The sequence below is a fragment of the Acidovorax sp. Root267 genome (genome assembly GCF_001429215.1).
GTDB lineage: Bacteria > Pseudomonadota > Gammaproteobacteria > Burkholderiales > Burkholderiaceae_C > Acidovorax > Acidovorax radicis.
Map to the genome: position 1 here is coordinate 745,752 of NZ_LMJC01000001.1, position 11,980 is coordinate 757,731.

Annotated in this window: 14 protein-coding genes; 4 read left to right on the top strand and 10 right to left on the bottom strand. The window is 66.5% G+C overall.

The features are described from left to right. Window positions 1–12: 12 nt before the first annotated feature. Entirely contained in the window at window positions 13–1,515 is a 1,503-nt protein-coding gene (locus tag ASE39_RS03290) for a PLP-dependent aminotransferase family protein (RefSeq protein WP_057270159.1), read from the bottom strand. A 66-nt stretch (window positions 1,516–1,581) separates the two neighbouring features. On the opposite strand from ASE39_RS03290, the gene ASE39_RS03295 reads away from it, so the two are divergent. Continuing rightward, window positions 1,582–2,940, top strand: coding sequence for a benzoate/H(+) symporter BenE family transporter (locus tag ASE39_RS03295; protein ID WP_082615306.1), 1,359 nt, complete (start codon window positions 1,582–1,584; stop codon window positions 2,938–2,940). A gap of 48 nt (window positions 2,941–2,988) precedes the next feature. On the opposite strand, the gene ASE39_RS03300 is transcribed toward ASE39_RS03295, so the two are convergent. Both ASE39_RS03300 and ASE39_RS03305 read right to left on the bottom strand, forming a co-directional pair. Further along, entirely contained in the window at window positions 2,989–3,393 is a 405-nt protein-coding gene (locus ASE39_RS03300; protein ID WP_057226311.1) for a VOC family protein, read from the bottom strand. A gap of 80 nt (window positions 3,394–3,473) precedes the next feature. Further along, the gene (locus ASE39_RS03305) at window positions 3,474–3,890 is read right to left on the bottom strand and encodes a hypothetical protein (protein ID WP_010459374.1); all 417 of its coding nucleotides are present in this window, start codon (window positions 3,888–3,890) and stop codon (window positions 3,474–3,476) included. Window positions 3,891–3,991: 101 nt separating this feature from the next. Here ASE39_RS03305 and ASE39_RS03310 point away from each other — a divergent pair, with 101 nt between their 5' ends. After that, window positions 3,992–4,639 carry a TetR/AcrR family transcriptional regulator gene (locus ASE39_RS03310; protein ID WP_242421351.1) on the top strand — a complete coding sequence of 216 codons (648 nt, stop codon included), beginning with the start codon at window positions 3,992–3,994 and terminating at the stop codon, window positions 4,637–4,639. Between the two features lie 49 nt (window positions 4,640–4,688). On the opposite strand, the gene ASE39_RS03315 is transcribed toward ASE39_RS03310, so the two are convergent. The 5 genes from ASE39_RS03315 to ASE39_RS03335 all read right to left on the bottom strand — a co-directional run bounded on the left by ASE39_RS03315 (window position 4,689) and on the right by ASE39_RS03335 (window position 9,242). Next, window positions 4,689–5,702, bottom strand: coding sequence for a tripartite tricarboxylate transporter substrate binding protein (locus ASE39_RS03315; protein WP_057270161.1), 1,014 nt, complete (start codon window positions 5,700–5,702; stop codon window positions 4,689–4,691). 174 nt (window positions 5,703–5,876) lie between these two features. Continuing rightward, the gene (locus ASE39_RS03320) at window positions 5,877–6,617 is read right to left on the bottom strand and encodes an SDR family oxidoreductase (RefSeq protein WP_057270162.1); all 741 of its coding nucleotides are present in this window, start codon (window positions 6,615–6,617) and stop codon (window positions 5,877–5,879) included. Beyond that, window positions 6,614–7,825, bottom strand: coding sequence for a 3-oxoadipyl-CoA thiolase (gene pcaF / locus ASE39_RS03325; RefSeq protein ID WP_057270163.1), 1,212 nt, complete (start codon window positions 7,823–7,825; stop codon window positions 6,614–6,616). Before pcaF ends, ASE39_RS03320 begins: the two co-directional genes overlap by 4 nt. Before the next feature lie 33 nt (window positions 7,826–7,858). Further along, window positions 7,859–8,509, bottom strand: coding sequence for a 3-oxoacid CoA-transferase subunit B (locus ASE39_RS03330; RefSeq protein ID WP_057270164.1), 651 nt, complete (start codon window positions 8,507–8,509; stop codon window positions 7,859–7,861). A 31-nt stretch (window positions 8,510–8,540) separates the two neighbouring features. Beyond that, window positions 8,541–9,242, bottom strand: a complete 702-nt coding sequence (locus tag ASE39_RS03335; protein WP_057270165.1) for a 3-oxoacid CoA-transferase subunit A — start codon at window positions 9,240–9,242, stop codon at window positions 8,541–8,543. Window positions 9,243–9,332: 90 nt separating this feature from the next. Between ASE39_RS03335 and ASE39_RS03340 the strand changes: the two genes are divergently transcribed. Further along, a complete protein-coding gene (locus ASE39_RS03340; protein WP_057270166.1) occupies window positions 9,333–10,133 on the top strand; it encodes an IclR family transcriptional regulator C-terminal domain-containing protein in 801 nt (266 codons plus the stop codon). A 217-nt stretch (window positions 10,134–10,350) separates the two neighbouring features. Here the strand turns inward: ASE39_RS03340 and ASE39_RS03345 are convergent, their stop codons facing one another. Further along, window positions 10,351–10,572: a hypothetical protein gene (locus tag ASE39_RS03345; protein ID WP_199864230.1), complete on the bottom strand. Its 222-nt coding sequence runs from the start codon at window positions 10,570–10,572 to the stop codon at window positions 10,351–10,353. 200 nt (window positions 10,573–10,772) lie between these two features. Here ASE39_RS03345 and ASE39_RS03350 point away from each other — a divergent pair, with 200 nt between their 5' ends. Continuing rightward, window positions 10,773–11,207, top strand: a complete 435-nt coding sequence (locus ASE39_RS03350; RefSeq protein ID WP_010459392.1) for a DUF1841 family protein — start codon at window positions 10,773–10,775, stop codon at window positions 11,205–11,207. Between the two features lie 94 nt (window positions 11,208–11,301). On the opposite strand, the gene ASE39_RS03355 is transcribed toward ASE39_RS03350, so the two are convergent. Next, window positions 11,302–11,964: a c-type cytochrome gene (locus ASE39_RS03355; protein WP_057270167.1), complete on the bottom strand. Its 663-nt coding sequence runs from the start codon at window positions 11,962–11,964 to the stop codon at window positions 11,302–11,304. Between the last annotated feature and the right edge of the window lie 16 nt (window positions 11,965–11,980).

Below are 11,980 nucleotides of genomic sequence, written 5' to 3' on the forward strand. Positions count from 1 at the left end.
CCAGGACCTTCTCTACCCCGAGGGGAGGCTCCCGGCGAGGTGCCCCAGCTGGCGCACCGCCTGCTCCAGCTCGCGCGTCCAGGGGCGGGCGATGTTCAGGCGCAGGTAGCTCGCGTATTTGGCGGTGGTCGAGAACAGCGCCCCGGGCGTGAAGGCAATGCCCTGCGCCACGGCCAGCCGCAGCAGCGCGAGCGAATCCACGGGCTCGGGCAGTTCCAGCCACAGCCACCATCCACCCGCCGGGCTGTGCACCCGCGTGCCGGCCGGGAAATGCTTGCGCACGGCCTCGGTCGCGCGCGGCGTGGTCTGGGCCAGCCGCTCGCGCAGGCGGCGCAGGTGCGGCTGCAGCGCGCCGCTGCGCAGAAACTCGGCCATCACCGCCTGCTCCAGCCATGGCGCCGCGAGCGAGGTGCTGAGCTTGAGCGACTCCATGCGCGCATGCCAGCGCCCGCCCGATGTCCAGCCCAGGCGAAACGCAGGGGCCAGGCTCTTGCTGCTGCTGCCGCAATAGATCACGCGGCCGTGGCGGTCCCAGGCTTTCACAGGCTGAGGCCGGTGCGGCGTGTGCGAGAGATCGCCGAACACGTCGTCCTCGATCAGCGCGAGGTCGTGCTGCTCCACCAGGCGCAGCAGGCGGCGCTTGTTGCGGTCGGGCATCACGTGGCCGAGCGGGTTCTGGAAGTTGGGCATGGCGACCACGGCGCGCACGCCGCCCTGGTGCTCCAGCGCGTACTCCAGCGCTTCCAGGCTCATGCCCTCGCCCGGCGTGCAGGGCAGCTCAATGGCGCGCAGGCCCAGGTTGCCCAGCATCTGCAACAGTCCAAAGTACACCGGCGACTCCACCACCACCGCATCACCCGGCCGGGCCACAGCACGCAGCGCGACGTTGAGGGCCTCGGTGCTGCCATTGGTCACCAGCAGTTCTTCGGGCTGCAGGTCCAGGCCGTAGGTCGCCATCCAACCCACCAGCTCGGTGCGCAGCGCGGGCAGGCCGCTGCCGGTGGGGTAGGTGCCCAGCATCTCGGGCTGGCTGCGCAGCAGGCGCTGGGCGATGCGGGCCAGCGCCTCGGTGGGGTACCACACGGGCGCGGCGTTGGCCAGGTGCAGCCCCCACTGCAGGGGCTGTTGGGTGGTCAGCGAATACAGCTGGGTCATGCGGTGCTCCAGCGACACCAGGCGGTCAAACTCGACCGGCGGCGGGGTAGAGTGCGCGCGGGCCGGTGTGCTGCGTCCGCCCTGCATGTCAACACCCGTCTCATCCCGGGGCGGCGCGCGTTGGGCGGTGGGCTCTGCGACATACATGCCGGATTTGTGCCGCGCCTGCACGGCGCCCAGCGCCTCCAGGTGCCGGTAGCATCGCACCACGGTGGCCACGCTCACGCCCTGCGCCGCGGCCAGCGCGCGTACCGACGGCAGGCGCTCGCCCGGCGCATAGCGTTGCTGGGCAATGTCGCGGCGCACCAGCTGTGCAAGTTGCAGGTAACTGTGCTGCGGTACAGATGAAGATTCAGCCATCTGTACAGCATAAACCGTGGGCGCACTGTACCCGCCCGCCGGGTGGTCTGCGGGCACCATGGCCTCATGACAACGCAGCACCACCCCACCCACCCATCGCCGGTATTGGCGACCGCCTCGACCCGCGTTGCTGGCACTGTGCCCGCCACCACGGGCCCAGTCCCCGTATTGCCCGCCCCGGCGATCCCCACCAACTGGATGGCCACGGCCCACGACCTGTTTCCCGCCGTGGTGGCGGGGCTGGTGGCCGTGCTGATCTCGTATGCCGGCCCCCTGCTGCTGGTGCTGCAGGCCGCGCAAGCCGGGCACCTGACGGCGGCGCAGGTCACCTCGTGGGTATGGGCCATCTCCATCGGCGCCGGGGCGTGCGGGCTGTGGATGAGCTGGCGCCAGCGCGTGCCCGTGGTCTGCGCGTGGAACACGCCCGGCGCGGCGCTGCTGGCGAGCGCGCTGGTGGCCCTGCCCTACAGCCAGGTGATTGGCGCTTATCTGGTGGCCGCGGCGGCATTGCTGCTGATCGGCTGGACCGGCGTCTTCGACCGGTTGATGGCGCGCATCCCGCGCAGCCTGTGCGCTGCCATGCTGGCGGGCATCCTGCTGCGTTTTGGCGTGGACGCCTTTGGCGCGGCCCGCAGCACCGTGGAGGGCGCGCCCTGGCTGGTGGCCGCCATGTTTGCGGGCTACCTGCTCTTCAAGCAGCGCTCAGCCCGCTATGCCATTGCCCTCACCTTGCTGCTCGGGGTGGCCCTGTGGCAATGGCTGGGCTGGGGGCAGGTGGCGGCACAGCCCGCCGCCAGCGCCCTGGGCACATCACCCTCCGCCTGGGGGCTGGCGTTGCCGGTGTGGACCACGCCCGAATTTTCATGGACCGCCATCCTGAGCACCGCCGTACCCCTGGCAGTGCTGTGCCTTACCGGCCAACAGGTGCCCGGCGTGGCCGTGCTGCGCGCCTCGGGTTACACCGCCCACAACAACCAGCTCATCGCGGGCACGGGCCTGGCCAGCCTGCTGCTGGCGCCGTTCGGTGCCCATGGCATCAACCTCGCGGCGATCACCGCCGCCATCTGCACCGGCGAAGAAGCCCACCCGCTGCCCGAAAAGCGCTGGGTGGCCGGCGTGGCCTGCGGTGCGTTCTATCTGCTGCTGGGCAGCTTTGCAGGCGCCATCACCTACGCCTTTGCACAGCTGCCCGCTGCGCTGGTGAGCACCGTGGCCGGCCTGGCACTGCTGGGCGCCATCCAGAAAGGGCTGATCGGTGCCCTGGCCGAGCCCAGCGAGCGCGAATCCGCACTCGTCACCTTTGTGGTCACCGCCTCCAACGTGAGCCTGCTGGGCCTGGGTTCCGCCTGCTGGGGGCTGGCGCTGGGGCTGCTGACCTGGTGGGTGCTCAAGCCCCGCGCCGCCGCCGTGCCCGCCAGGGCATAAGTGGCTGCCGCCCGTGCACTGCGGCGCGGGGGATGGAGCGACGGGCTCTCAACCATCTCCCTTTGCGCAGTTCAGCATCCACTGAACGCCAAACCGATCGGTCAATTTTCCGTAGTAGTCGCCCCAAGCCTGGATGCCCAAGGGGGTTGTGACGGTCCCGCCAACCCCCAGGGCCTGAAAGAGCTTGTTCGTGGCATCCCGGTTGTCCATTGCCAGCAAGTGCGCAGAGCCCCGCATGGGTTCGGCATCATCGTTGTCCGAGGCATAAAAGAGGAGTCCTGGGCCCTGGAACTTGGCGTGCATGACCTTGCCGCGCAGGGCCTCGTTCTTGACGGGCATGCCGTCGACACCGTAGCGCAGCACCTCCACAACGTGGCCAAGACCACATTGCGCATAGAAATCGAGCGCCTCGTCGCAGGTCGTGGTGAAGAACAGATAGTTTGAGAGTTGCATGGTCGTATCCCTGAAACGCGGAGCGAGGTTGCGACACTGTCGGCCCCGCTCCGCAAATTGGCTTGGCAGCCCAGGCGCTATCAGGCCGCGGCAACCCCTGCACCGAGCTGCGCGTTGGTCAGAGCCATCCCGGCAATGCCCCAGGCCCCATCCACGGCGTGCACCACGTTGACCCAGATGCGTTCCCTGGGATGCTGCGCGAGCGACAGCTCATGAATGATGTCCGTGGCCTCCTCGACGTAGCCGACTTGCACCTCGCGGCTGGCGAAGGCGAATGAAGGGACCTTCCATTCGACGAAAACCACGGAGGCCTCCTGGGACCCGGAATACGTGTGCTCCTTCGGCACAAGGTGGATCGACCCCACGATATTGCGTTTCATCGCTTCGTTGCCCGCCAGCCCATGCCACTTGAGCATGGCATCGGACAGTCGGCTGAAGGCGACTTTTTCCTGGCCTTCGGGCAGGACGCCTTTGGTGAGGGTGAGAGTGAGTGGCATGGGTGGTTCCAGGTCAAGACAACGGCGTTGAACTCATGCCCTGCCGTGTGCAGGACATTTCAAGTAACGATCGTTATCTCATAATACATAACGATCGTTCTTTGAACAACTACAATCGTCTGCATCACACGCCAGAGGAGTTCCACGTGGTTTCAAGGTCCGAGCAAAAGGTGCGGACGCGCCAACGCATCCTGGAAGCCGCGGGGCGCGGGTTTCGCAAGGGAGGATTCGGCGGGGTCGGGGTGGATGGCCTGGCGAAGGAAGCGGGACTGACTTCGGGCGCTTTCTATGTTCATTTCGACTCCAAAGCCCACGCGTTTCGCGAATCGGTGGCGCAAGGCATGGCCGAATTGAAAGGCGGCGTGCAGTACTACCAGGCGGAGCATGGGCGCGCCTGGTGGCCTGAATTCGTGCGCTTCTACCTTCGTGCCAAGCGCACCTGCGACCTGTCGGAAAGCTGCACGCTGCAAACCATGCCACCGGAAGTCGCGCGGGCGGATGAGGCCTCCCGCGCCAGCTTTGAAGTGGCCTTGCGCGATGTGGCGCAGGCAATCATCGATGGCCCCGCCTCACCCGGCGCGCCGCGGGAGCTGGGTGCCGCCTGCGCCGCCCTGTCTTCGCTGGTGGGCGCCGTCACGCTTGCGCGGGCGGTGGGGAGTGAAGCCTTCGCGGACCAGATCGCGGCGGGGGCGGAACAGGCATTGCTCGGCGCGGCGGCCGGCCACAAGGGCCCTGGCAAAGCCCGCTGAATCCGGGGCCGGGAGGTCCGTGGCGGCGGGGCCCGGCCCCGCCACAAGATCAGTCCAGGCTAGCGCCAGACTCCTTGACGACCTTGCCCCATTTCACCGACTCGGACTGGATAAAGGCGGCAAACTGCTCGGGCGTCTCGCTGTACGTCTCGGCGCCCTGTTCGTTGATCTTCTTCTTCACCTCGGCCTGGTTCAGCACCTTGACCAGCGCGGTGTTCAGCTTGGCCAGCACCGGTGCGGGCGTGCCGGTGGGCGCGAACATGCCGAACCAGGACGTGGCCTCGTAGCCCGGCACTCCGGCTTCGGCGATGGTGGGCACGTTGGGCAACTCTGGCGAGCGCTTGGCCGTGGTCACGGCAATGGGGACCAGCTTGCCGCTGCGCACGTGCTGGATGGCCGAGGGCATGTTGTCGAACATGATGCCGATCTGGTTGCCCAGCAGGTCGGTCACAGCCGGTGCGCTGCCCTTGTAGGGCACGTGCACCATGTCCACCTTGGCCAGGCTCTTGAACAGCTCGCCCGACAGGTGGATGGAGCTGCCATTGCCCGACGAGCCGAAGTTCACCTTGCCGGGGTTGGCCTTGGCGTAGGCGATCAACTCCTTCACGCTCTTGTACGGCTGGGCCGGGTTGGCCACCAGCAGGTTGGGCACGTTGGCCACGCGCGAGAGCGGTGCGAAGTCCTTGATGGGGTCGAACGGCATTTTCTTGTACAGGCTGGCGTTGATGGCGTGCGTGCCCACCGTGCCCATGAAGAGCGTGTAGCCATCGGCCGGGGCCTTGGCCGCCAGCGCGCCACCGATGTTGCCGCCGGCACCGGCGCGGTTGTCCACGATGACCGATTGGCCCAGCTCCGTGGTCAGCGCCTGGCCGATGATGCGCGCCAGGATGTCGGTGGTGCCGCCCGCGGCAAAGGGCACGACGATGGTGACAGGCTTGGTGGGATAGGCCTGGGCCATTGCTGCGCTGCTGCCCAGCAGGCCAGCACCGGCGATAGCGGCGATGCCAGCGCAGGCAGCGGCCGACAGCGCAAAGCGGCGGGTGGTGTGGATGGAATCGGTCATGGTTTGTCTCCTTCAAGAAGGTGGATGGATGAATGAATGGATCGCTGCCACCAGTGTCACAAGTGCTACTGGGACCGCGTCTGGCCGCGCCGTGGCCTCAACCGGGTGCAGAGGCTCCGGGCGAGAACGGGGGTGCGCCCCTTGCGGGGCGGCAGGGGAGATCAGTTCAGGTTGCTAAACAGGCGCCACTCCCAGCGTGGTGCCTCCGCAAACGTACAACACCTGCCCGGTCACGAAACCGTTGTCGGGCGAGAGGAAGAACAGCGCCGCACGCGCCACGTCGTCGGGCGTGCCCATGCGGCCCACGGCAATGCTGTTCAGGATGCGCTGCGTCTGCGGCGCACCGTCGGGGTTGCTCTGGCGGAACAGTTCGGTAGCGATGGGCCCGGGGCCGATGGCGTTGACGGTGATGCCGTCGCGACCCAGCTCCATGGCCAGCGTGCGCGTCATGCCGATCATTCCGGCCTTGGTGGCCGAATACACGATGCGGTCGGCCTTGCCCAAAGCGGCGCGCGAGGACATGTTCACGATGCGGCCCTGGCCGCTGGCGCGCAGGCTGGGCAAGAACGCCTGCACCAGCAGCATGGGCGCACGCAGGTGCAGGCCCACCACATCGTCCAGCTGCGCGGTGGTGGCGGTGTCGATGGTGCCGGGGCGCGTGGCGCCGGCGTTGTTCACCAGCGCCGTAACGTTGTGTTTGGCGGCGATCTCGGCCGCGCGTTCACGGGTCGATGCTTCGTCGGTCAGGTCGCCCTGGTAGGACGTGAGCAGCGGATGGCTCCAGGTGGGCAGCACGTAGTCCAGGTTGACCACGGCGCGGCCCTGGGCCAGCACGGCCTCGGCGATGGCGCGGCCGATGCCGTTGCTGGCGCCGGTAACGACCGTGACGGGAGTGCTTTTATCAATTGCGGTCACACGCGCTCCAGGATGATGGCAATGCCCTGCCCCACGCCGATGCACATGGTGCACAGCGCGTACTGGCCAGCGTGTTCGTGCAGGCGGTTCACAGCCGTGGTCACCAGGCGCGCGCCGCTGGCACCCAGCGGGTGGCCCAGCGCAATGGCGCCGCCCCAGGCGTTGACGCGGGCGTCATCGTCCTTGATGCCGAGGGCGCGCAGCACGGCCAGGCCTTGTGCGGCAAAGGCTTCGTTGAGCTCGATCACGTCCAGGTGGTCGATGGTCAGGCCCGTCTGCGCCAGCACCTTTTGCGTGGCAGGCGTGGGGCCGAAGCCCATGATGCGCGGTGCCACGCCGGCCACCGCCATGCCCACCACGCGGGCGCGGGGCTTGAGGCCGTATTTGGCGACATTGGCTTCGTCGGCCAGCAGCAGCGCGCAGGCGCCGTCGTTCACGCCCGATGCATTGCCCGCGGTCACCGTGCCATCAGGCCGCACCACGCCCTTGAGCTTGGCCAGCGCTTCCAGGCTGGTCTCGCGCGGGTGTTCGTCCTGGCTGACGATGATGGCGTCGCCTTTTTTCTGCGGGATGTGCACCGGCACGATCTCGCGCGCCAAGTGGCCGGCCTTGATCGCCGCCACGGCATTGAGCTGGCTGGCCAGGGCCATGCGGTCTTGTGCCTCGCGCTCGATGCCGAAGTCGGTGGCCACGTTCTCGGCGGTTTCGGGCATGGAGTCGACGCCGTACTTTTCCTTCATCAACTTGTTGATGAAGCGCCAGCCGATGGTCGTGTCGTACACCGCGTTGTTGCGGCTGAAGGCGCTTTCGGCTTTGGGCATGACGAAGGGCGCACGGCTCATGCTCTCCACGCCGCCCGCGATCATCAGGCCGGCCTCGCCCGCCTTGATGGCGCGCGCTGCGGTGCCCACGGCGTCCAGGCCCGAACCGCACAGGCGGTTGATGGTGGCGCCGGGCACGTCGATGGGCAGGCCCGCCAGCAGGCTGCTCATGTGGGCCACGTTGCGGTTGTCTTCACCGGCCTGGTTGGCGCAGCCGTAGAGCACGTCGGTCACCGCGGCCCAGTCCACGCCAGGGTTGCGCTCCATCAGCGCCTTGATGGGGATGGCGCCCAGGTCGTCGGTGCGCACGCTGGAGAGCGCGCCGCCGTAGCGGCCGAAGGGGGTGCGGATGGCGTCGCAGATGAAGGCTTGGCGTTGTGGGCTCATGGTTTTGTCTCCTCGTTTGTTGGGGGGTTGGGTTCAGGCGGCTGCACGGATGGGCAGACCCACCAGTTGTTCCAGCTCAGGCAACTGCAGGCCGGGCACGGTGTCGATGAGCTGCAGCCCCGTGGGCGTGCAGGCCAGTGTGCACAGATCGGTGTAGATGCGCTTCACGCAGGCGACACCGGTGAGCGGGTAGGTGCATTGCGTCACGATCTTGCTGGCACCCTGCTTGGTGAGCAGGTCCATCATCACCCAGGTCTGCTTGGCACCGATGGCCAGGTCCATGGCGCCGCCCACGGCGGGGATGGCGCCGGGCTCGCCGGTGCTCCAGTTGGCCAGGTCGCCCGTGGCGCTGACCTGGAAGGCGCCCAGCACGCAGATGTCGAGGTGCCCGCCGCGCATCATCGCGAAGCTGTCGGCGTGGTGAAAATACGCGCCGCCGGGCAGCAGCGTCACCGGCTGCTTGCCGGCGTTGATGAGGTCGTAGTCCTCCAGCCCCGCAGCGGGCGCCGGGCCCATGCCCAGGATGCCGTTCTCGCTTTGCAGGATGACCTCGCGGCCCGCGGGAATGTGGTTGGCCACCAGAGTGGGCTGGCCGATGCCCAGGTTGACGTAGGCGCCGTCGTGGATGTCTTGCGCCACGCGTTGTGCCAGTTCTTCTTTACTACGCTTTTGATAGCTGCTCACGCCTGTTCCTTGTGCGGTAGGGGCCGATTTTTCATGCCGATTTTTTGAAGCCGCCGGCCTGTGTGGCGGTACGGTCGATCTTCACGACATGGGTCACGTAGATGCCGGGCGTGACGATGGCTTCCGGGTCCAGCGCGCCCAGTTCCACCACCTCGTGCACCGTGGCGATCGTGGTCTTGGCGGCAGTGGCCATCACCGGGCCGAAGTTGCGGGCCGACATGCGGTAGGTCAGGTTGCCCCAGCGGTCGCCCTGCTCGGCCTTGATCAGCGCCACGTCGCCGTGGATGGGGTACTCCAGCACGTAGTGCTTGCCGTTGATCTCGCGCGTCTCCTTGCCAGCGGCCAGCTCGGTGCCGTGGGCCGTGGGGCAGAAGAAGGCGCCGATGCCCGCGCCCGCAGCGCGCAGGCGCTCGGCCAGGTTGCCCTGGGGCACGAGTTCGAGTTCGAGCTTGCCGCTGCGGTACAGGTCGTCGAACACGTAGCTGTCGACCTGGCGCGGAAAGCTGCAGATGATCTTGCGCACCTGGCCGGCCTTGAGCAGCGCGGCCAGGCCCTGGTCGGCATTGCCGGCGTTGTTGTTGACCACCGTGAGGTCGCGCGCGCCCTGGGCGATCAGGCCGTCGATCAGCTCGCCGGGAATGCCCGCCGTGCCAAACCCGCCTATCAACACCGTGGCACCATCCTTCACCCCTTGAAGGGCCTGGGCCACCGACTCCGCCAGCTTGTTGATCATCGAACCGCTTTCATGATGTGCTTAACTCAAGATAGAATTTGTTCGTCTATAGAACAAATGTTCGCATAAAGAATTATAGTTGGCATACGTATGAATTCCCAAACCCCTGAAGCCAAAGACCCCAAACCGAGCGACAGCTATGTGCAGTCGTTTGCCCGCGGGCTGGAGGTGATCCGCTCGTTCAGCGCCGCCCGCCCGCAGCAGACGCTGAGCGAAGTGGCCGCGCAGACCGGCCTGACCCGCGCGGGCGCGCGCCGCATCCTGCTCACGCTGCAGACGCTGGGCTATGTGGAGACGGACGGCAAGCTCTTTCGGCTGAGCCCGCGCATCCTGGACCTGGGTTTTGCGTACCTGTCGTCGCTGCCGATCTGGAACCTGGCCGAGCCGGTGATGGAAGACCTGGTGGAGGAGGTGCGCGAGTCATCGTCGGCCGCCGTGCTCGACGGGTTGGACATCGTCTACGTGCTGCGCGTGCCTACGCACAAGATCATGCGCACCACGCTGGGCGTGGGCTCGCGCCTGCCCGCGTGCTGGACCTCGATGGGCCGCATGCTGCTGGCGGGCCTGCCGGATGACGATTTGCAGGCCCGGCTGCGGGGCCACCCCATGGACCGTTTTACCGAGCACACCACCACGGATGGGGACGCTCTTCTCGCCCACATCCGCCTGGCGCGGCAGCAGGGTTGGTGCCTGGTGAATCAGGAGCTGGAAGAGGGTTTGATATCGATTGCCGCGCCGCTGACCAACCGCACGGGGCAGACGGTGGCGGCGCTCAACATCAGCGGGCAGGCCAACCGCACGAGTGCGGCGGTGATGCAGGAAAGCTTGTTGCCTGCGCTGCTGCGCGCGGCCAAAACCATCTCACGGATGATGGGCGCGCCAAGAGGTTGAGGGTGTAGGAAAGACCGCTACCGGCAGGAGCCAGTGGTCACCCACCGCCACGACCGGCCAGTGTTCACGCTCCGCCTCGCGTTTTGCGTGTTTGAGGGCCTGAGCGCCGACTTGAATAGAGCAAGAACCGGAGCGGCAACACCATCCACTTGCCACGATGGTTGCTCCAGATGGCGGACGAGGCGCCTGCCATCGGGCAGAAGGCAGGCGCGTTGCATCAATTTTTGCGAAACCCCAGCACCAGAATCACGCCGCCAAGCACCATGGCCCCGAGGCTCATCCACTGAGGGATGTTCACGGACTCTTTTTCCTTCACCGTCAGCTCCAACGGGCCCAGTTTGGCTTGGGTCGTGTCCTTGGTAAAACTGAAGCCACCGGTCAAAAACCCGGCCAAGCCCAGCACCAACAACAGCACACCCACGATTCGCATTGCATTCATGACAGTTCTCCCAAGGCCGGGTTTTGATGACTGTGGCAAAGCGGACCCGGCTCCATGTCTTTGCGCAAGGCCAATGTAGGGGCATCCGCATGGCGCCAACGTAGGACGCCGCCCCGGCCAGATGTAGCAAGCGGTCGCGATCCGCACCCCACCACCCTGTGCACTCTGGGCCCTTCACCCGCGTGCTACCCTCACGCCCCATGTTCAGCCCCTCCCAAGCCGACGTGCGCCGATTTCTGTGCGGTGTGCATGCCAAAACCCAGAGCGGCGCCCCCATGGAAGCCATCGAAACGCTGGCCAGCCTGTGGATTGCCGAGCACCCCGAATACCACGCCGACCTGTCCGACGCCGACGCTGCCGTGGCCCGCAACTACGATGAGACACCGGGGCAGACCAACCCGTTCCTGCACCTGTCCATGCACCTGTCGATCAGCGAACAGTGCAGCATTGACCAGCCCCGCGGCATCCGCCAGGCGGTGGAATTGCTGACGGCGCGGCTCGATTCGCTGCACGACGCCCACCATGCGGCCATGGACTGCCTGGGCGAAATGCTGTGGGAGAGCCAGCGCGCAGGCCGCCCGCCCGATGGCGACGCCTACATCGCCTGCGTGCAGCGGCGCGCCACGCGGGATTGACGCCGCCCCAACAGCTGGCGCGCACCCAAAGTAAAAAGCCCGCTTGCGCGGGCTTTTTACTTGGAGTCCTTGCGGACTCTGCAAAGACGAACGATCAACGGAAGCGCGATTGCGGCACCACGTGCAGATCGCCGTCAAGGCTGCTGATGTAGCCCGACAGAGCCTTCAACTCGGCATTGGTGAACTGCTTGGCCACGCCGCCCATGATGGCGTTGCCACGGCCCACGTTGGCGTTCTTCTCGACCTTGTAGGCCTTGAGGGCCACGAAGAGATAGTCGGCGTGCTGGCCGGCGATCTTGGGGTACGAAGGATCAATGGGCTTGGCAAAGTTGTCGCCGTGGCAAGACACGCAGGCGCCCTTCTTGAGCAACTCTGCCACCTGCACACTGGGTTCACGCGATGGCTTGACGGGCAGTTCGGCACCGGTCTTGCCATGCTGTTCGTAGTAGGCCGACACATCGGCGATGTCTTTTTCAGAGAGCGAGTCGGCGATGCCACGCATCGTGGGGTGCTTGCGCTCACCCTTCTGGTAGGCCACGAGCGCAGCGGAGATGTACTTGGCGCTCTGGCCCGAGATCATGGGCACCTTGTGGATCTCAGGAAAGCTGGCCTGGTAGCCAACAATGCCGTGGCAGCCAATGCACATGGCAATCTTTTGTTTGCCGGCTTCCACGTCGCCTTTGGCTTCCTGGGCATGGGACAAGGCGGTCACGGAAGCGACAGCCAGGGCAAATAGCGTGGTCAGCGTTTTGTTCATTTTGCGCGCACAATCT